The following is an 18700-nucleotide window of genomic DNA, read 5'->3' on the forward strand; positions in this document are numbered from 1 at the left end:
ATAGGTTAATTTCGTCAATGTAAGAAGATAAAAAAACATCCTTTTATTTGTTATTTTTGTAAAGTGTACGAAAGTATCAGATTCACTTTTATTATGGATAACAATACTTTAGATATCTCAAAAATTCCCATTGAGCATCATTTTGCGATTCCTTTCTTTGAATTTGTATCTAAGGATTTCGATCTTGATACAGAAACTATAACAATGATTTCAAAACATTGCGAATTGGTCAATTATGAAAAAGGAAGTCATTTACTACATGCTGGTTCAGATTGTAGATTTATACATTTTATAATTAGCGGAGAAGGTATTTCATACTTTACCAATCACAGCGGAAAAACTACCACATGGTTTTTTCATTTTAACAAACCTGAAAGTTCTGTCAAAAATGCTTTTGCGGTAGATTATAAAAGCTTTTTATCTGGTGAATCGGCTACGGTATCTATCGAAGCATTATCAGATATAACTTCAATTCGTTTTTCGAGAGAGCAAGTTCGTTTTCTTTCGGACAACTCCATGATTTTTGAACGTTGGATACGTATAATTAATGAAAGAGCTTTTATTATGATTTATGATCGTATTTCTACATTGCTGACTCTTTCTGCTACAGAACGCTATAAAAAATTTCTAAAAGATGAACCGTATCTCCTTAACATGTTCAACAATTATTATATTGCCTCTTATCTCGATGTAGCGCCTCAATCACTTAGTAGAATCAGAAAAAATATTTAATTCCATTCTAGTATCAAAAATTTAATACGTTATTAAATCGAGGCTATTTTTTCATTAGCTCACTTCTTACCCTGCTTAAACTTTCTGTAGTAATTCCGAGATACGAGGCCAAGTGATAATTTTTTATATGTTTTTCAATATCCGGATATGATTTTAAAAATCTTAAATATTTTTCCTCAGCAGTCATCGCAAGATCAGATAATATTCTTTTTTGATAGGTTCCAAAAAAGCGTTCCATTTTAATTCTGAAAAAACTTTCAATCTGCGGAACTTCTTTATAAAGTTCTTCCATTGCCTGTTTTGATATTTTATAAATCGTAGCGTTTTTGACACAATCGATATAAAACATAGATTTTTGATCTGTAAAAAAAGCAGTGTAATCACTAATCCACCAATCATTTACAGCAAACTGAAGCGTGTATTCTTTCCCTGCTTCGGTGATAAAATAGGTTCACAAGCGACCTTCATAAACAAAATACTGATAGGGTACAAATTCTCCCGGAGTCAGCAAAACACTTCCCTTTTCTACAAAAATCTCGGTGAATTTTTTCTCTGCTATTTCTACTTCAGATTCAGAAAAATCAATTCCTTTAAAAATGTCTCTGATTGATAGTTTTTCCATGTTATTTAAATATTACAAACATCTGATAAATAAGCCTAAACTTATTTTAATATCCTAACAAATGTAATAATTAACCATGCTTTAAAATAATTTAGCGAGCGAATATCTTTCTTATAATTGGCTTATAAAATCATGGATGTACTTCGCCACTATACTATGATGTTCTTCGAGTAGAAAATGTCCTCCATTAATTTGGTAGATTTTGGCTTTTGGAAGATCTTTTTTATAGGCATCACCTCCAGCCGCAACAAACATGGCATCGTTTTTTCCCCATACAACCAATGCCGGTGGCTGATATTTTCGGAAATAATCCTGCCAATCGTTATATTTCATTACGTTACTGCCGTAATCTCTAAACAATGCTAATTGTATTAAATCATTCCCGGGGCGGTGAAGATAATACTGATCCATCGCATAGCTGTCGGGACTTATTTTGTCGATATTTTCGGCACCGTTAAAGTATTGCCATTTGGTTGCTTCGAGTGTCAAAAAAATCTCGCTTTGCTTTCTGTTTCAGTATTCTGATTATCAATATAAGCAGTTAATGGAGCCAATGCTTCGCCCAGGCCTTCAAGATATGCATTAGCATTTTGAATGATCAGAGATGAAATAATCTCCGGTCGTCGTGCGGCAATTCTTAATCCAATGGGTCCGCCATAATCCTGAATGTAAAGGCTTATATTTTTAAGGTTCAAATGATCTATAAAATGTTCTATGGTAACAGATAAATTGTCAAAAGTATAATTGTATTCCTGAAGTGTTGGTGCACTACTTTGACCAAAACCAGGATAATCAGGAGCAATGACATGAAAGGATTCTGCAAGATCTGCTATAAGATCTCTGTACATATGCGATGAAGAAGGAAAACCATGAAGCAGTAATATAGTCGAATCTTTACGAACACCCGCTTCACGATAAAAGATAGTAAGACCATCGATATTTGCCGTTTTATAAGAAACTTGATTTTTCATATGTTCTATTTATTAATTTATTTTTTATAAAAAACAATCTCTCCATTACAAATTTAGGCATTAATTAAAAGCGTAAATCTCTCCTATTCCAATTAAAAATTATATTAAATAAAGATTTTTCGAAATGCGACTTTGAACAATATATTTTGTAAATCTTATTGTAAAATGACGAAATAAAGTAAAAAAAAACACAAACAAAAAACATAAATAACTGATAAACAATACTTTAAATAAAAGGGTCGGAAAATTGATTTGCACTCATAAACCATTAATAACCAAACATTAAAGTTTATGAAAGCAATTCAAACCTCAGCGACCTCAAATAAAAAGCAATTGACAAACGATATAAGATTCATATCCTGTAATCGATGCTCCCAAGTCACTATATTATTCATTTTTCAAAATCAACTAACATGAAACCGTTATTAACAACAGTTAGAAAATTTACTGACTGTTTGACTTTTATGGATCTTCCTCTTTTTGATTATATTGATAATGACGACTTTGCGATAATTCGCATGGAGCAACTTGGAATGCAACTTCCTTATCAAACGCCAATTTTCAGACCTGACCATTATAGTATAATTGTTGTTATTGAAGGAAACGTCACTTATTATATAGGTAATTCTGTTTATGAACTTGGTCAAAATTGCATACTTTTTTCAAGGCCAGATTCTTTTCTTACAAGCCGATGGTCCAGTTTAGGCGAAGCTTACACTATAACTTTCAGCAAAAAATTCCTTTTGCAATATTGGCCTGCAGGCATAGATGAGATTCAAAAATTAGAAAATTCTAAAAATTCCATTACAAATCTTACGGACAAAATGATGAAAAGTTTTGAAACTACCTGCCTTGAAATCTATAAAGAAGCCATTTCTAAAGAGCCCTATAAACACGAATTAATTACCAATCTTATCTTTAATCTTCTGCTATTTATTCGTCAGGAACAATTTGAAAATACATCAGGAAATTTACAAAAAAAATACAATTCTTATGTAACGACCTTTATCCATGACATAGAAGATAACTTCAGTAAAATTGCCTGCGGACACTCTAATATGCTATTTCATATAAATGATTATGCGAAAAAACAAAATCTTAATGAATCAACATTGTCTAAAATTGTAAGTACTGCGACCGGAAAATCTGTCAATCAATGGATTCATGAAAAACTAATCGAAGACATCAAGTATTTGCTGAAATATACCGATAAACCAATGAGAGATATCGCTACACTTTATGGTTTTTATGATCTTAATTATTTTTACAATTATTTCAAAAGACACACCCAAAATGCGCCGGGTACATTTAGAAGAGATTTTAGCTTTCTATGATCTTTTTTTCAAAACAGCCTCATCTCATTCTTTTAATAACATTAAAATTTTATCAATCATGGTACAAAATGAAACTGCTGAATATAAAAAAGATCGCGCTAAAAGCGTTTCAAAGGAAAGATCAATCAAAAAACATATAAATGATGATGAATTTGGGAGTTTAAATGTCAAATTTCATTCAGATCTTTCTCATAATGCTACATTATGGTTTAATTCCAATTGTTTTTCGCTGACTTTAGCCATCAAAGCGTCTGGACTTTATACTACAAAAACCAATAGATTAGAAGTTGCTCCGAAAACACTTTTTTTAGCCGACCAGATAAGCACCGACAACTGGAATGGCATAATTTAGATGAAATTTATCACATCAAATTTTCGGAACGGTTTCTTGCCAAATATGCAGGAGTTGAACTTTTTAAAACATTTCCTTTTTTAGTCCTGGAGACTGTTACACCTAAAGATATGCTTTCTGAAAATTTTGAAGATCTTTGCAGTATCTGTAAGCAAATCGACATCATAAGCAGAGGAAATTCACCTTTTAAAAAAATATTATTGCTAATCTCGTAACCCGTCTTCTTTTAAGAATTAAACGAAACTTTTGGCAAAATTATGACCAACAGCTAGGACAAAACAAAGAGCATGATATTTTAAAACAATTCATTAAAAACCTTGAATATCACTCTCAACTATTACAGGAAGGCCGAGTACGAACACAACTTAGAGTTAAAGACTATGCCAATATGCAGGGAATTCATGCCAATTACCTTTCGGATGTAATTAAAAAAAGAACAGGAAAAATGGTAAGTCATTGGATTACTGAAAAAACCGTTCTTGCTCGCTGAAAACTTACTTCAGAATAATTCACTTTCTATAAAAGAAATTTCATATCGCCTAGGTTTTCCGTACATGTCGTACTTCACTATTTTTTTGAAAAAACATACGGGATATACTCCGAGAGACCTTCGAAATATTAAAATATAATTACAAATGTATGAAGTTTTGAAAATAAAAAAGTAATTTTAATAACCTGTTCTATACAAATGATTTACATAAAAAAATCAAGCCAAACCTAATTAAAAAAAGATATTTAACTCTTTACAAATTAAAGCAGTAAATATGAGATCTAATTTAGACATTAAAACGCGTCTGGAACAAAGAGAATATGAACAATCCCTAATTATTTTAATGAGCGGAAGCCTTGCTCCTATAACTACAAAAAACGAGCTTAATGATGTCATAAATATTACATTAAAACAAATAATTGGATTTAGTCAAGTGATGATTTGTCTTGAAGATGCATTACAAAAAAACTACAACCTTTTTTATCATAATATTCCTTCCCACTATAATCAATATAAAAATGAATATTTTACTGATAATTCTGAATTATTTGCCTCTGCTTTTAATTCTCCAGAACCTTTTGTTTTATCTAAAAGTAAATTTGCAAATAAAAATAGAGTCCCATTCTTAATAAAAGAAACCTTCAAAAACTCACAAAACATTGTTTTTTGCTCTATTCCGTTTCACTATTGCAAGGGTGTTTTAATTTTCGATTTTAAAGGTTTACCTCCGGAAAGGTCTATTTTAGATAGGATCAAAATGATATCGCCTCAACTTGGAATTACGATAACCAATATTTTATTATTTGAAAAAAATATGCTTGCTAATGCTCCAATTGAAACCCATATAAAAACGTTCAATAATGAAGAAACTATTGACAATATGGGAATTATTGGAAGCAGTGAAGCTACACAAAATCTTCGAAAACTTATTAAACTTGTCAGTGGTACTAACAGCAATGTTCTTATACAAGGTGAAAGCGGAACGGGAAAAGAACTTGTTGCAAAAGCGATACATCAAAATTCAAAAAGAGCTAAAAAACCTTTCATAAAAATAAATTGTGCCGCAATCCCGGACAGTTTAATCGAAAGTGAATTATTTGGTTACGAAAAAGGAAGTTTTAGCGGGGCCATATCCCAAAAAATCGGCCGATTTGAACAAGCGCACCAAGGAACATTATTTCTTGATAATATAAATGAAATGGCTTTAGATTTACAGGTAAAATTATTACGAGCCATTCAAGAAAAAGAGATTCAGCGCATTGGAGGTAATACTACCATTATTGTCGATACCCGCATCATTACATCATGTAACAAAAATTTACTGGAAGAAGTAAGTGCAGGTAATTTTAGAGCCGATTTGTTTTACCGACTTAATGTTTTTCCAATTGAAATTGCTCCGCTAAGAGACCGCAAAGATGATCTTGCCGATCTTGCCAACTTCTTTGTCCATAATTATTGTGTTAAAAACGAAAAGCCATTAAAGACAATTGCTGACTCGCTTCTTAATTCGCTTAAATTCTTTAATTGGCCAGGAAATGTTCGAGAATTAGAGCATACAATAGAAAGAGCTGTATTATTAACTCCTGGAAGCGTTATTAAAAAACTTGATTCCAATAATTATAAAACAGTACTTTCTACTAATGATAATACCATTATAAAACCTTGGAATGAGTTTGAAAAAGAATATATCCTCAAAGTACTTAAATTGTGTGGAGGAAAAATTTCCGGTCCAAACGGCGCTGCCTCTCTTTTAAAAATACCATCCACAACATTAAATTCCAAAATAAAAAAACTAGGGATTAGCAAAAAACATTATGTATCAGATCATTAATTTTAAAATTATTTATTTAAATCGTAGATCATTTTTTCATCTTCCGATAAAACGAAGATCGCTCTTCAACTTTATTTTTTCTCTAATATAGGTGTATGAGATTTCATTTTTAATTATATCTCAATTATTTCTTAGCTGTTTTTCTTTTAAGAAAATCTTTAATAAGTGCTGAAATTTCATCACCAAAGCTTTCTAACGCAAAATGACCGGTTGGAAAAAGATGAAACTCAAGATTTTTTACATCTTTCTTAAAAGCCTCCGCTCCGGAACCTGGAAAAATATAATCGTCTTTTCCATATACGATAAGCATTTCTGGCTGATGTTTTCTAAAATATTCCTGCCACTCTGGATACAAGGTTACATTGGTCTGATAATCATAAAACATGGCTAATTGTATAGCGTCATTTTCTAATCTTTCTAAATGTCTCAAATCGATTTCCCAATTGTCTGGCGAAATTACTGTGGGATCGGGAACGCTGTGAGTATACTGCCATTTCAATCCATTTGGATCGTGAAAACCTCTGAGTGTGTTTTCGGCTTCCTTATTATTTCTGTCTTTCCAATATGCTTTAATAGGATCCCAAAAAGTTTCAAGACCTTCTTCATAAGCACAACCATTTTGCACTATTAGCGTATCAATTCTTTCCGGGTTCCGGCTTGCAATTCTAAAACCTATAGGAGCGCCATAATCCATTAAATAAAGGCTGAATTTTTTAATATTCAATTCATCTAATAATGTTTTCATTAAATTACTGAAATTCTCAAACGTATAAGCAAAACCCGACATTGGAGGCTGTTCAGTTCTTCCATAGCCTGGATAATCTGGCGCAATTAAATGGAAATCATCGGCTAAATAATTAATCAAATTGCGAAACATATGTGAAGAAGTTGGATAACCATGCAAGAGAAGAAGCGTTGGATTTTCTTTATTACCTGCTTCTCTATAAAAAATATCTACTCCATTAATATTCTTTATGTGATAACTTGTTTTCATAACACTGCATTTTTAATTTATTAATTTGTTTAAATCATCTAAACTTCCTGTCGCTTTCTTTGATTGGAAGATCATTAATACTGGCAAATCTTCTCTTCATAATGCCATCTTCATCAAATTCCCAATTTTCATTTCCATACGCTCTAAACCATTCTCCCGTCGCATTATGATATTCATACTCAAATCGTACAGCAATGCGATTGTCAGTATGCGCCCAATATTCTTTTTTCAACTTATAATCGAGTTCTTTTTGCCACTTGCCAGTTAAAAACGCAATAATTTCTTCTCTGCCATTAATAAACAAATGACGGTTTCTCCACTCGCTATCAATAGTATATGCTTGAGCTATTCTGTTCGGGTCTTGGCTATTCCAAGCATCTTCAGCTAACTGTATTTTCTCCTTTGCTGATTCTAGTGTAAAGGGAGGAATTGGATATTTTTTCATGATGATTTGACTTAATTAAAGGTTGATTAATTCTTTAAAGTTCCGATGCTCTTGGAAAATCAATTGGTATTTCGGTAAGGGCATAAACATAATTCGTAAAAGTTCTTACTGTTACAATACCTACAAGATCTATAAGATCTGTCTCATTATAACCTGCTTCAAAAAAAGCATCTTTAAAAGATGCATCTGCTTCACCTTTATTTTCAGCCATGGATTTTGCAAGCTTCAGAGCTGTTTGAAATTTACTGTCATCAGATAAGCCTTTTCTCAATCCAATTATTTCTTCGTTAGTATAACCTTTCATACTAGCAAGCATAGTATGCGCCGCAAGGCAATAACTACAATGATTTACTTGCGAAACTACAAGGTTAATGCCTTCCCTCTCTTTGGCGCTGAAAGTTCCATGACTAAAAGCTTCCTCAAATTCAAGAAAACCTTTAAGTGCATTAGCAGAATAACCAATTGTTGCATAAAGATTAGGCACTTTTCCGATTTTCTTAGTAATCGCTTCAAACAATAACTGCGATTGTTCACTCACTTGTTCTTTTGTTGGTACATTGATGGTTTTCATGATTGCAAATTTTTTGAATTACTATTTCTTAAATACAGTTTTGCCGACTCACTCATGGTAATTAACGAGCATCCTAAAAGAGCTATGTCTTTAACAACAAGTCTGCCTCTTCCTGATAAAAAAGGAAAACCATAATCAGAATCGCCAAGATTTGGAACCCAGCATTCTGGAGTAGTTATAAGAAAAGAAAGTGTTCCTACGGTCGTAAAAAATATTAATATACTCCCTATCATACTCCATAATGGTGCTGTTCTGTGTAATGTGACAAGAATACCGGCTCCAATTAAAAAAACACCAAGTCCTTTTGAAAAACCGTAAGTATTATTCTGAAGATGCCATTCGTGATTTGATGCTATAAATTCTCCTTCTTTATTTTGATAGGCTTTATAATCTTTAGGTGAGTTGTAGAAGAAACTCATAAATGAACTATTTGCGACAAAAGGAACTATACCATCTGCTTCATAGGTAAAAAATTTAAGACTTCCAATCCATATAAAAATTACAACAAGAGCAGAGCGCACAATACTTTTAGCGTAATCTTCTAAGTGAGCAATTTGATGTATTATAAAATGTTTCATCGTGTAATTTGCTTTTGTATAAAACAAATTTACATTAGATGCAAAAGAAGGAGTAATAACAAAAATGGATATTACTTATAAAAATCAACTGTGATTTGAGAATGACTACTTTCAAAATAGATTAAAAAAAACGCCTCAATTTGGTAATTGAGACGTCTGTAAATTTTATTTTTTTCTTCATTATTCAACTGATCATCGAAATCAGGTTTTTCACCTTTAAATTTATGAGTGTCAACATCATAATTTTCATCGTTTGTCAAAATTTCATCATGATCTTTATACTGATGTTTCCTCATATCACTTCGATGATCAGGACCACTTTTTTGAGTTTTCCTCTGATTTTGATTGTTTGTGTTCATATCTCTAAGTTTTATAATTTCACTAAAATTAGGTAAACTTCAGATTTGCATATCTATATAATTTATCTTTTTAATTATAAAATTGAAAGGTCGTATTTACTATTAATGAGTTATAAAATTATGTATTTCATGTTTTTTTGCATCTTTGAAAATATCTTTAATTTTTATAATTAATTGTCTTTTTTCAACATTCCGACAATCATACAAGTTTACTATCTTAGAACTAAAAATACAAGAGCCGAAATTTATCAGAACTAATTTTGCGTTGCTACTTATCACCTTCAAAAAACATTTTGCTTACAAACACAGACTCCATAAGTTATTTAAAAAAACAAGTAATGCTTTTTTTAATAGCTGTATGAAGTATATGCTGAAAATTTAGCATTAAGCAACCGGGAGCCATATCTTGAATTATTCGTCATTTCGCCATACAAGTCAGGTGTTCGACAATTTAAAATCCATTATCATGAAGTGAAAAAACAAAATTTTTAAAAGTTTTGTTCGATTTTTTGTGGATAAAAACCTTAGAGTTTAATAAGTGAAACAACTACATAAAACTTTTAAGATGTAATAATAAAATTTAACTTTATAAAAAAAAACGCATTTAAGCCCCTACTGTAAGATGGAAGATATGCAAAAAATATTAATTGTCGAAGACGAATATATAGTGGCTATAGACCTCAAAATGCTATTGCAAAAAAATGGCTACACAGTGGTTGGTATTGCATCATCTGTTGAGCAAGCAAGAAGTTTGATAAAAAATGATAAGCCTGATTGGGTGTTACTTGACATCATACTCCAAGGCGAGGAAACAGGAATAGATCTTGCTTTGGAATTAAAAAAAGCAAAACACCGTTCTTATTTATCTCCGCAAATACTGATCTGTCAACTCTGGAAGCAGTAAAAAAAACAGAGCCGTATGGTTTTCTGGTAAAACCTTTCAGACATAGAGATCTTCTGGTAATGCTGGACATTGCACATTACCGCCATATTGTAGAAAATCAAACGAAAAATTTTTTAACTGAAAATGAAATACACTCCAACATATTTCATGGAATTATTGGAAAAAGTCCTTTATTAAATGAAATATTTTCAAAAATAAACATCGTTGCTCCTACTGAAACTTCAGTTCTTATTACTGGTGAAAGCGGTACGGGCAAGGAGAAAATTGCACATCTTATTCATGAAAATTCACTGCGTAAAAACAAGCCATTAGTAGTGATAAACTGTGCCGCACTTCCATTTTCACTGCTCGAATCAGAGTTGTTTGGATATGAAAAAGGAGCTTTTACAGGAGCTGATTCACAAAGAATCGGCAAATTTGAACAGGCAAACGGAGGTACACTTTTCCTTGATGAAATTGGAGAACTTCCTCTTGATGCTCAAGCAAAACTTTTGAGAGTACTACAAGAAAAAGAAATTGAGCGTATAAGTGGCGATAAAACCATAAAAGTTGATGTACGAATCATTACAGCTACAAATAAAAATCTCGAGCGAGAAGTTGCTGAAGGGCATTTCAGACTAGATTTATATTACAGACTTAATGTATTTCCTATTGAACTTCCTCCACTACGTGAAAGAAAGGAAGATATAAAAGAACTTGCGATGCATTTTCTTAAAAAATTTGCACTAGTCTATGACAAAAATGTTAACGGCATTTCTCCAATTGTACTTGAACAATTAGAAAATCATAATTGGCCTGGCAATATTCGGGAGCTTGAACATCTTATTGAACGCAAGACGTTGCTTACTACTGGCGACGAAATTTCCCAAATCAACATACCTGTACTTGCAGAAAAACACAATACAACTACAGAAAATAGGGATCTCCAATCTTTGCAGGATATGGAGCGGAATCATATTATGCAGGTACTTCAAGCTTGTAATGGTAAAGTTTACGGACCTGGAGGAGCCGCAGAAATACTAAAAATAAACCCTACAACCCTTTATGCCAAAATGAAAAAACTTGGCATCTCTCATGAACATTTTTAATTATAAAAAGTACATACAAACGTACTCATCAAAAAAGATTTTTCTTTGTTGATACAAATTTGCTTGCCACTTTTCCTTCTAAAAGTCGGAATGCTATTTAAAGCCTTTTCTTCTTTTTCTATGTCATAAATTATAGGTATAAAGCTTAAAAAATGACAATCACCTGTATATTTGAGCATTACAGCCTACTTTTATTATTTTTTCATCTTAAATTCTTATTTTTATAAAGCCTTCTTAATCCCTAATTAAGAAAAATTTATTCAAAGCAAATTGAATTCTGATAAAATAAAATATGAAAGCACTGTACCTCTTAAGTCTTGTTATAACTATTACTTTTCAGAGCTATGCCCAAAAAATAAATTTCCCAGAAAATTATGACTTAAAAAAAACAAAGCTATTAATCAAATCCACAGGAATGTACATGTACTCTGTAAACCAAGGATTTATAGATGCCGACAGTACAATGATAATCGCTTGTGCATACAATAAAATTCCAATATCAATACTTTATGACGAAGCCTATAGTGATGGAAAATACTTGCCCGGAGATATATTGATTGATCAAAATAATATAACTGCAACAAAAAAAGTACTTCCAAAATTAAAAAATAAAGATCGCTTAAAATTATTACTACATCTCGGATATCATTTCTTATATAAAGCCGGCAAAAAAAAGAGGATCTTCAAAATACTTATCTATACTTTAAACAAGCTGATCAAATAAGTGAATCGCTAGGCATACCAAAATGGCAAAGACAGAGTACTATTTTGCTAGGAAAATATTATGTGCAGACCAGTAACTTTGTGGAAAGCAAAAAAATATTTTCTGAAATAGCGTCGGAGAGCAGAAAATTGCACAATAGAAAAAAGTTGGCAGATGCATTACATAATGAAGGTACATTTCTCCCCTTAAATGAAGAAAATAAAGAACAAATTTTATCCGAAGCCATGTTGCTTTATAGAGCACTTGGAGAAAAAGAGCTTGAAATAGAAACACAAATGAAATTGCTTACTGTCCATTTTTGGATAGGAAAAATGGATCTGGCTGAGAAAGAACTTTTAGATTGTTATGCTCTTCAAAAAAAATAGGCTTTAAACATCTTCATTATACAACTGCCCCGCTTGCCTACATATATACTGAAAAATTTGATCTAAACAAGGCACTATATTATTCCATTGAAAATATTAAAACAATGGAAGCTACAAATGATTTAATCTGCGCTGATAATTTCTACATGCGATTAGGCAATATCTACAGCAAAATGGAGTATGACAAAGAAGCTATCGAAATGTATGAAAAAAGTTTTGAAGCAGGGACAAAATATATTAGTAGCGGTACTTATTACAAAAGCATTATGCTTATTAATGAATCCCTTTGTAAAGCTAAAAAATATCAGGAAGCCCTTGACTATATAATAAAAAAAGCGAATTATATCCTCCTAAAAATGATTTAGACAAATACCTTGTACTACAAATTAAAGCATCAACCTATGAAAAATTAGGTAATATGCCAGTCGCAGAAAAAAATTATATAGAAATGGATAAATATGCTGATAAGCTCTTATCTCAAAAAACTGCCATGACAGTGGGTTTTGGTTATTTATCAATGTCCATTTTTTACGCAAAAAAAGGAAATTCAACTAAAGCAAAATTTTATGCTGACAAGCTTATTTCGTACAATGAAAAAACAAAACAAAAGTATCAGCCTCAAATGTTAGAATTAGCCTTATATACGCTCGATTCTCTTAATGGAAACTATACTTCTTCTATCAGGCATCATCTAAATTATACACGAATTAACGACTCATTATTTAATATAGCAAAGAACAGGCAAATTGAAGAATTAAAAATTCAGTATGAAACTTTAAAAGATAAAGAAAATATTAAAACTTTAGAATTACAGAGTAAATTACAGGAAACTAAAATTGAGAAATCAAAACTTTTAAACAATTTGTCTATCGGATTAATTTTGCTGTTGCTGATAATTCTAGCATTATTGTATAACCAATATGTAGTAAAGAAAAAAATAATAAAAAATTAGAAATTAAAGAAAAGGAAATTAATTTTCAGAATGCAAACCTTAAGCACTTGCTCGATGAGAACCGATTGTTGCTAAAAGAGATTCATCATAGAGTAAAAAATAATCTGCAAATGGTAATCAGTTTACTGAATTTACAATCTTCATTTGTTGACAATGAAATAGCATTATCGACAATTAAAAACAGTCAAAACAGAATTCTTGCAATGTCTTTAATACATCAAAAACTTTTTATGTCTGAGAATGTTTCGACTATCAATATGCCGATTTATATTAGAGAATTAGTTGAATATTTAAAAGATTCATTTGATTCAAAACAACGTATTAATTTTAAATTAAAAATTGAAGAAGTGGAGTTAGATGTTACGCAGGCAGTTCCGTTAGGTCTAATTATAAATGAAGCGATTACTAATGCTCTTAAATATGCCTTTCCAAATAATAGAGACGGCATCATTTCTATAACACTGCTTTCAACCCATCAGAATCGATATTTACTAGCTATTCAGGATGATGGCATTGGAATTCCGGTAAATTCAAATTCTGAAAACAATAAATCATTCGGAATAAATCTAATAAAATGGCTGAGTGATGATTTAAAGGCTCATTTTTCAATTGAAAATAAGAACGGTACTTTACTACAGCTAAATTTTGAAAAGACTATTTTAATAACAAACAAAAGTGATCAGGCACATTCAAAAAAGTAAATTCAGTAGCATTGATTTACTAAAACTTGATTTCCGATAATTATCATTTTTAAATCCTGATTATAATACATGATTGTATTAATTTTACCATTGGACAAATTAATTAAACCATGTTTACACAAATTAATACGGCAATTTCAAGGTATGTAAACTTCACTCAGGAAGAATTGGATATTTTTAATGCTTTGTTGTCCTTCAAACAAATTCCGAAAAAACCATTATGCTTCAAAAGGGTGAAAAATGTAATTTTGAAGCATTTGTAATTCGGGGCTGTGTTAGAAAATATTATATTGATCAAAATGGTTTTGAGGTGATTTTACAGTTCGCTGTTGAAAATTCATGGATAAGTGATATTTCCTTCAGTATTTATGAAACCGAAGTCAGTCAGGTTTTTATAGAAACTCTCGAAAATTCTGATTTTTTAATGTTTAGTCCCCAAACGAAAGAACAACTTTTTGAAAAAGCACCTAAATTTGAACGAGCCTTTCGCATTTTAATGCAACGTCATCAGGCTGTAACTCAAAATCGTTTACTCCAAAACATAACTCTTACAGCGGAACAAAAATATGATGAATTTCTGAAAGCATATCCTACGATTCCACTTCGTGTAGCCCAACACTATATTGCTTCTTATCTTGGCATATCGCCAGAATTCCTTTCAAAAATCAGAACCAGGAAACTCAAGTCTTAATTTTAAAAATCTTGTCCCAGTTCAATGCTTAAGTTTTTTTTATAAAAGAAATTTGCTTTTGCAATTTAACACTTATCACTATGGACAGAAAAGATTTTATTAAAAAAGGCCTTTTGGGAACAGGAATGTTTGTGGCCTCTACTGCAGTTGCCAATATTATGAAAAATGATATAGACGAGATAAAGCCCCTAGATCCGGTTGGCTTTAACCATCTTCCTTTAAACGATACAGTTGTCACAGAAAATTCGGTCCTGCATAAAGCACAATCCAGAGGACATGCCAATCATGGCTGGCTGGACACACATCAGACTTTTAGTTTTGCTTCCTATTATAATCCTGAGCGAATGCATTTTGGAGTACTGAGAGTGCTTAATGATGATGTTGTAGATCCTTCACAAGGATTCGGAACACATCCTCATGACAATATGGAAATTATTTCAATACCTCTTGAAGGTGATTTACAACACAAAGACAGTATGAATAATGTTGCCATTATCAAAAAAGGAGATATTCAGGTAATGAGTGCAGGTACCGGAATTTATCATAGTGAATTTAACAATAATGGAGATAAGCAGGTTAAATTTCTTCAGATTTGGCTCTATCCAAACAAAAAAATGTAGTTCCGAGGTATGATCAGATCAGTTTAAATCTGAAAGACCGTCAAAACAGATTTCAGCAGATTTTATCGCCTAACGCGAAAGATGAGGGAGTTTGGATACACCAGCAAGCCTGGTTTCATCTTGGTGTCTTTGATAATAAATATAAAAGTACTTACAAAATCAAAAAAACAGGGAACGGTGTTTATGCCTTCATAATTAAAGGAAGTTTTCTTGTAAATGGCTCACTTTTAAATGAAAGAGACGGTTTCGGAATTTGGAATATTGAAACTCTTGATGTTCAGTCTAAAAATGATCATTCAGAAATACTTTTAATGGAAGTACCGATGACAATGTAATTAAGATTTTTACATCCTTGAAGTAAAAAAGCCTCTAATTAAAGAGGCTTTTTATTAATAACAAAAAAACAAAAACTGATTTTCAACAATTTAACAAACCCGTTTCCTTATAAGGTTTCAAAAATATTATATCCAAATTAACTGCTTTTGAGTGCAGATACAATTTTTCTCAATTCAGAAATCTCTACATTCACAGCAATGATAGTGCCTTTATCGTCTAGCAAATAATTATAAGGAATATGTTCTATGCCAAGTGTCTTTTTAAAGTTTTGATTAGCATCCAATACATTTGTCCAAAGCGACTTATCTTTTATTATTGCTCCTTGCCAAGACTTTTTATTGTCATCAATAGAAATTCCAATAATATCAAAATTAGAAGAAGCAAACTGGTGTTTCAAATCGACTAACTCAGGATTTTTCTTTCTGCAAGGCGCGCACCACGATGCCCAAAAATCAATTAAAATAAATTTCCCTTTGTAATTTTTTAAACTAATAATATTTCCTGTCTGATCTGGTAAATTGAAATCTGGGAAAGATTTACCGATTCCATATAAATCCAAGTTCGCAATTCCTTTCTTAAATAGTTTAAGATCTTGTTCATTTTGTTTCGTTGAATCTATAAGTATAAAAAGTTCATTTAGTTCTTTCTGATTCAATATTGGGTTCATCAATGCTAATTCTGCCAATATTGCCCCGCTAAATGGATGGGCGGAATGTTTCTTTAAAAAAATCTTTAATTTAGAATACAAGGTTTTATTAAAATCACTTTTCCCGACATTTGCCTGATAAAATTTTTTATATTCTTCTTGTATTATGAAAGAGCTTGAACCCTTGATTGCATCAATATTCATTTTCTGGGCAGGCTTTCCGTTTTTAACAATGTCTTCAACCGTGATCTGCATTTCATAATTATTGTTTTCAATATAAAACAAAGGTGCGTTTGAAGATGAATTAATACCGATCCACGCAGTAGTTGTATCTTTCACGACTCCATTAAATTCAAACGTATTGTCTATTATTTTTACACTATCTTCTATCTTATTAAAATATAAATGAACGTAGTTATCTTTAATATTTCCCTTTATAATACCTAATATCTTAAATGATTTCGGCTTGTTTAATGCTATGTTCTGTCCATAACAAAGAGGGCTAAAGAGAATAAAAACTAATAATACGCATTTTAATAATTTTCTTTTCATATAAATTCGGTTAATATTTGGGATGATTTTTTATCACCATGTCAAATACAAAAGACAATAATAGTGGTTTATAAATACCATGTATATCTTTTATTTATCGACTGGAAATGCAGTGCAAAATTGTCAAGTCTTTTATTAAAAAACATTAACCTATGTTAAGAAACATGAAATAAATGAATCAGTATAATTCATGAGTGATAATAAAATAAAAACGTCCATTTTAGGACGTTTTTATTAATTTCAATTCGTTTCTATATTATTCATTTGTAGTCGAAATCAGTTTTTACAAACCAATAAAACATTTATTATCAAGATTATATTTTATATAATTTGTTAAACTGGCTGTGATATTTCCAATACCATACGTCCAATAATTTTTCCGTTTTTAAGTTTGTCAAGAACGTCACTTAAATCTTCAAGTTTTGCTTTAGTTACCCTCGTTTTCACTTTACCCCTTACGGCCAAATCAATGGCTTCCTGCAAATCTTGGCGGTTACCAATTACTGATCCACGTAATGTGTATTCATTCATGATTGTTGGACCAATTGGCATTTCAACACTTCCATCAGGAATTCCTAGCGGCGTTATAGTCCCTCCACGTCGAAGCCCTTTATGAGAATCTTTGAATGCCTCATTTTCAACAGCAGTTATCACCACTGCATGAACACCACCCACCTTCTCCTGAAGAAAAGTCCAAGGATCTGTTTTTGCGGCATTCACTGTAATATCGGCTCCATTTTCTTTCGCAAAATCAAGTTTTTCATCCGCAATATCTATTGCGGCTACATTATATCCCATTACCTTTGCATACTGTATAGCGAGATGCCCTAACCCTCCAACACCTGAAATTGCAACCCAATCATCAGGTTTAAGATTAGAGGTTTTCAAACCTTTGTAAACAGTAAGTCCAGCACAAAGAATAGGCGCCATTTCATAAAAATCAATTCCTTCTTTAGGGAAACGACCTACATAGTTTGCATCTGCTATTACATACTCGGCATGGCCACCGTCAACAGAAAAACCGCTATTATCCTGATCTCCACATAACACCTCATGTCCCGACGCGCAATAGCCACAATGTCCACAAGCCCTGTTCAACCAAGGCACTCCAACAACATCACCTTCTTTTACACTAGTGACATAAGGTCCTAGTGCCACTACATGACCTATAGCTTCATGTCCAATCACTAAAGGCAAAGTTGGCACATCCCATTCGCCAAGCGCGGCATGAACATCGCTGTGACAAACTCCACTAGCTATGACTTTAACCAAAATTTCATTCCCTTTAGGTTCTTTAACTGGAACTTCCTCAATTTTGAGCGGTTTTCCTGGTCCGCGGACTACCGCCGCTTTCATCGTTTTAGGTATCATAATTTTAATTTTTAAAGATTTCGTTTTAACTTGTTTGATATTTCACATGGCATAAACGATCTTGACATGACTCTTTTGACTACGCAGACCGTCCAGATAATATTTTATCCTACAAATCTAAATACTCCAAATCAGGAAATTTCTGAGATATTTTCATTAAAAATTATAAAAAACGAAGATTTTTGAATCGCCGATCAAATTTCAACAATTTAAAATTATATAACTTTGCTCTAACCACTGGTTAATTCTTAAAAATATACTTCTACAAATTGAAAGAATACAATTGTTCAATTGAAAAGTTTTATAAAAATTTGTTTGTATTTGTTTGATGATATTTTATTCCGATTTTGCACCTCCATTGTACCTCGACATCTGTCAAACTCAGTAAATATTGGATAGCTAATTTCTGCACCAGAAGTAGAGCAACAAAATAACGCAAAACAAAAACAAACAAACGAGTTAAAGTGAAAT

General features: G+C 31.7%; 24 protein-coding genes and 1 pseudogene. 14 read left to right on the forward strand and 11 right to left on the reverse strand.

Annotated features, from left to right (window positions below; all coding sequences use genetic code 11):
- The first annotated feature begins 93 nt into the window (after window positions 1–93).
- A complete protein-coding gene (locus tag ACQ9BO_RS17340; RefSeq protein ID WP_431241734.1) occupies window positions 94–732 on the forward strand; it encodes a Crp/Fnr family transcriptional regulator in 639 nt (212 codons plus the stop codon).
- 43 nt (window positions 733–775) lie between these two features.
- On the opposite strand, the gene ACQ9BO_RS17345 is transcribed toward ACQ9BO_RS17340, so the two are convergent.
- The 4 genes from ACQ9BO_RS17345 to ACQ9BO_RS17360 form a co-directional block, all read right to left on the reverse strand.
- A complete protein-coding gene (locus ACQ9BO_RS17345) occupies window positions 776–1024 on the reverse strand; it encodes a Crp/Fnr family transcriptional regulator (RefSeq protein ID WP_431241735.1) in 249 nt (82 codons plus the stop codon).
- 159 nt (window positions 1025–1183) lie between these two features.
- Window positions 1184–1354, reverse strand: a complete 171-nt coding sequence (locus tag ACQ9BO_RS17350; RefSeq protein ID WP_431241736.1) for a hypothetical protein — start codon at window positions 1352–1354, stop codon at window positions 1184–1186.
- Between the two features lie 111 nt (window positions 1355–1465).
- Entirely contained in the window at window positions 1466–1843 is a 378-nt protein-coding gene (locus ACQ9BO_RS17355) for an alpha/beta fold hydrolase (protein WP_431241737.1), read from the reverse strand.
- Entirely contained in the window at window positions 1840–2325 is a 486-nt protein-coding gene (locus ACQ9BO_RS17360) for an alpha/beta fold hydrolase (RefSeq protein WP_431241738.1), read from the reverse strand. Before ACQ9BO_RS17360 ends, ACQ9BO_RS17355 begins: the two co-directional genes overlap by 4 nt.
- Window positions 2326–2738: 413 nt before the next feature.
- On the opposite strand from ACQ9BO_RS17360, the gene ACQ9BO_RS17365 reads away from it, so the two are divergent.
- The 4 genes from ACQ9BO_RS17365 (at window position 2739) to ACQ9BO_RS17380 (ending at window position 6332) form a co-directional block, all read left to right on the forward strand.
- Complete coding sequence (locus ACQ9BO_RS17365; protein WP_431241739.1) at window positions 2739–3659, forward strand: AraC family transcriptional regulator; 921 nt, start codon at window positions 2739–2741, stop codon at window positions 3657–3659.
- Between the two features lie 58 nt (window positions 3660–3717).
- Window positions 3718–4011: a hypothetical protein gene (locus ACQ9BO_RS17370; protein WP_431241740.1), complete on the forward strand. Its 294-nt coding sequence runs from the start codon at window positions 3718–3720 to the stop codon at window positions 4009–4011.
- A gap of 479 nt (window positions 4012–4490) precedes the next feature.
- A complete protein-coding gene (locus ACQ9BO_RS17375; RefSeq protein WP_431241741.1) occupies window positions 4491–4640 on the forward strand; it encodes a helix-turn-helix domain-containing protein in 150 nt (49 codons plus the stop codon).
- Window positions 4641–4775: 135 nt separating this feature from the next.
- Window positions 4776–6332: a sigma-54 interaction domain-containing protein gene (locus tag ACQ9BO_RS17380; protein ID WP_431241742.1), complete on the forward strand. Its 1557-nt coding sequence runs from the start codon at window positions 4776–4778 to the stop codon at window positions 6330–6332.
- A gap of 124 nt (window positions 6333–6456) precedes the next feature.
- Here the strand turns inward: ACQ9BO_RS17380 and ACQ9BO_RS17385 are convergent, their stop codons facing one another.
- From ACQ9BO_RS17385 to ACQ9BO_RS17405, 5 genes are all read right to left on the reverse strand, one after another.
- Window positions 6457–7326, reverse strand: a complete 870-nt coding sequence (locus ACQ9BO_RS17385) for an alpha/beta fold hydrolase (protein ID WP_431241743.1) — start codon at window positions 7324–7326, stop codon at window positions 6457–6459.
- Between the two features lie 34 nt (window positions 7327–7360).
- The gene (locus ACQ9BO_RS17390) at window positions 7361–7771 is read right to left on the reverse strand and encodes a DUF1348 family protein (protein WP_431241744.1); all 411 of its coding nucleotides are present in this window, start codon (window positions 7769–7771) and stop codon (window positions 7361–7363) included.
- Between the two features lie 34 nt (window positions 7772–7805).
- On the reverse strand, window positions 7806–8342 hold the full coding sequence (locus tag ACQ9BO_RS17395; protein ID WP_431241745.1) for a carboxymuconolactone decarboxylase family protein: 537 nt from the start codon (window positions 8340–8342) through the stop codon (window positions 7806–7808).
- On the reverse strand, window positions 8339–8920 hold the full coding sequence (locus tag ACQ9BO_RS17400) for a DUF417 family protein (protein ID WP_431241746.1): 582 nt from the start codon (window positions 8918–8920) through the stop codon (window positions 8339–8341). The genes ACQ9BO_RS17395 and ACQ9BO_RS17400 overlap by 4 nt, the downstream gene beginning before the upstream one ends.
- A gap of 71 nt (window positions 8921–8991) precedes the next feature.
- The gene (locus tag ACQ9BO_RS17405; protein ID WP_431241747.1) at window positions 8992–9279 is read right to left on the reverse strand and encodes a hypothetical protein; all 288 of its coding nucleotides are present in this window, start codon (window positions 9277–9279) and stop codon (window positions 8992–8994) included.
- Window positions 9280–9901: 622 nt separating this feature from the next.
- Here ACQ9BO_RS17405 and ACQ9BO_RS17410 point away from each other — a divergent pair.
- From ACQ9BO_RS17410 to ACQ9BO_RS17450, 9 genes and pseudogenes are all read left to right on the forward strand, one after another.
- Complete coding sequence (locus ACQ9BO_RS17410; protein ID WP_431241748.1) at window positions 9902–10183, forward strand: response regulator; 282 nt, start codon at window positions 9902–9904, stop codon at window positions 10181–10183.
- Between the two features lie 59 nt (window positions 10184–10242).
- Entirely contained in the window at window positions 10243–11271 is a 1029-nt protein-coding gene (locus tag ACQ9BO_RS17415; RefSeq protein WP_431241749.1) for a sigma-54 interaction domain-containing protein, read from the forward strand.
- A 292-nt stretch (window positions 11272–11563) separates the two neighbouring features.
- Window positions 11564–11995, forward strand: coding sequence for a hypothetical protein (locus ACQ9BO_RS17420; RefSeq protein WP_431241750.1), 432 nt, complete (start codon window positions 11564–11566; stop codon window positions 11993–11995).
- Window positions 11996–12141: 146 nt separating this feature from the next.
- Window positions 12142–12360, forward strand: a complete 219-nt coding sequence (locus ACQ9BO_RS17425) for a hypothetical protein (RefSeq protein WP_431241751.1) — start codon at window positions 12142–12144, stop codon at window positions 12358–12360.
- Between the two features lie 104 nt (window positions 12361–12464).
- On the forward strand, window positions 12465–12725 hold the full coding sequence (locus ACQ9BO_RS17430; protein WP_431241752.1) for a hypothetical protein: 261 nt from the start codon (window positions 12465–12467) through the stop codon (window positions 12723–12725).
- Window positions 12726–12778: 53 nt separating this feature from the next.
- The gene (locus ACQ9BO_RS17435; protein WP_431241753.1) at window positions 12779–13312 is read left to right on the forward strand and encodes a hypothetical protein; all 534 of its coding nucleotides are present in this window, start codon (window positions 12779–12781) and stop codon (window positions 13310–13312) included.
- Window positions 13313–13359: 47 nt separating this feature from the next.
- Window positions 13360–14013: a sensor histidine kinase gene (locus ACQ9BO_RS17440; RefSeq protein ID WP_431241754.1), complete on the forward strand. Its 654-nt coding sequence runs from the start codon at window positions 13360–13362 to the stop codon at window positions 14011–14013.
- A 220-nt stretch (window positions 14014–14233) separates the two neighbouring features.
- Window positions 14234–14704 carry a Crp/Fnr family transcriptional regulator gene (locus ACQ9BO_RS17445; RefSeq protein WP_431241755.1) on the forward strand — a complete coding sequence of 157 codons (471 nt, stop codon included), beginning with the start codon at window positions 14234–14236 and terminating at the stop codon, window positions 14702–14704.
- Between the two features lie 80 nt (window positions 14705–14784).
- Window positions 14785–15659 (forward strand): annotated as a pseudogene (locus ACQ9BO_RS17450) (pirin family protein).
- Window positions 15660–15796: 137 nt separating this feature from the next.
- On the opposite strand, the gene ACQ9BO_RS17455 reads toward ACQ9BO_RS17450, so the two are convergent.
- Both ACQ9BO_RS17455 and ACQ9BO_RS17460 read right to left on the reverse strand, forming a co-directional pair.
- Window positions 15797–16858, reverse strand: coding sequence for a redoxin domain-containing protein (locus tag ACQ9BO_RS17455; RefSeq protein WP_431241756.1), 1062 nt, complete (start codon window positions 16856–16858; stop codon window positions 15797–15799).
- A gap of 333 nt (window positions 16859–17191) precedes the next feature.
- Window positions 17192–18229, reverse strand: coding sequence for a zinc-dependent alcohol dehydrogenase (locus ACQ9BO_RS17460; RefSeq protein ID WP_431241757.1), 1038 nt, complete (start codon window positions 18227–18229; stop codon window positions 17192–17194).
- Window positions 18230–18700 lie beyond the last annotated feature (471 nt).

The sequence above is a fragment of the Flavobacterium sp. P21 genome, assembly GCF_050632225.1.
Taxonomy (GTDB): domain Bacteria; phylum Bacteroidota; class Bacteroidia; order Flavobacteriales; family Flavobacteriaceae; genus Flavobacterium.

Coding starts and splice junctions, on each gene's coding strand:
- ACQ9BO_RS17340 (WP_431241734.1), top strand. CDS start 94: ATGGATAACAATACTTTAGATATCTCAAAAATTCCCATTGAGCATCAT.
- ACQ9BO_RS17345 (WP_431241735.1), bottom strand. CDS start 1,024: ATGGAAGAACTTTATAAAGAAGTTCCGCAGATTGAAAGTTTTTTCAGA.
- ACQ9BO_RS17350 (WP_431241736.1), bottom strand. CDS start 1,354: ATGGAAAAACTATCAATCAGAGACATTTTTAAAGGAATTGATTTTTCT.
- ACQ9BO_RS17360 (WP_431241738.1), bottom strand. CDS start 2,325: ATGAAAAATCAAGTTTCTTATAAAACGGCAAATATCGATGGTCTTACT.
- ACQ9BO_RS17365 (WP_431241739.1), top strand. CDS start 2,739: ATGAAACCGTTATTAACAACAGTTAGAAAATTTACTGACTGTTTGACT.
- ACQ9BO_RS17370 (WP_431241740.1), top strand. CDS start 3,718: ATGGTACAAAATGAAACTGCTGAATATAAAAAAGATCGCGCTAAAAGC.
- ACQ9BO_RS17380 (WP_431241742.1), top strand. CDS start 4,776: ATGAGATCTAATTTAGACATTAAAACGCGTCTGGAACAAAGAGAATAT.
- ACQ9BO_RS17385 (WP_431241743.1), bottom strand. CDS start 7,326: ATGAAAACAAGTTATCACATAAAGAATATTAATGGAGTAGATATTTTT.
- ACQ9BO_RS17390 (WP_431241744.1), bottom strand. CDS start 7,771: ATGAAAAAATATCCAATTCCTCCCTTTACACTAGAATCAGCAAAGGAG.
- ACQ9BO_RS17395 (WP_431241745.1), bottom strand. CDS start 8,342: ATGAAAACCATCAATGTACCAACAAAAGAACAAGTGAGTGAACAATCG.
- ACQ9BO_RS17400 (WP_431241746.1), bottom strand. CDS start 8,920: ATGAAACATTTTATAATACATCAAATTGCTCACTTAGAAGATTACGCT.
- ACQ9BO_RS17405 (WP_431241747.1), bottom strand. CDS start 9,279: ATGAACACAAACAATCAAAATCAGAGGAAAACTCAAAAAAGTGGTCCT.
- ACQ9BO_RS17410 (WP_431241748.1), top strand. CDS start 9,902: ATGGAAGATATGCAAAAAATATTAATTGTCGAAGACGAATATATAGTG.
- ACQ9BO_RS17415 (WP_431241749.1), top strand. CDS start 10,243: ATGCTGGACATTGCACATTACCGCCATATTGTAGAAAATCAAACGAAA.
- ACQ9BO_RS17420 (WP_431241750.1), top strand. CDS start 11,564: ATGAAAGCACTGTACCTCTTAAGTCTTGTTATAACTATTACTTTTCAG.
- ACQ9BO_RS17430 (WP_431241752.1), top strand. CDS start 12,465: ATGGAAGCTACAAATGATTTAATCTGCGCTGATAATTTCTACATGCGA.
- ACQ9BO_RS17435 (WP_431241753.1), top strand. CDS start 12,779: ATGCCAGTCGCAGAAAAAAATTATATAGAAATGGATAAATATGCTGAT.
- ACQ9BO_RS17445 (WP_431241755.1), top strand. CDS start 14,234: ATGCTTCAAAAGGGTGAAAAATGTAATTTTGAAGCATTTGTAATTCGG.
- ACQ9BO_RS17455 (WP_431241756.1), bottom strand. CDS start 16,858: ATGAAAAGAAAATTATTAAAATGCGTATTATTAGTTTTTATTCTCTTT.
- ACQ9BO_RS17460 (WP_431241757.1), bottom strand. CDS start 18,229: ATGATACCTAAAACGATGAAAGCGGCGGTAGTCCGCGGACCAGGAAAA.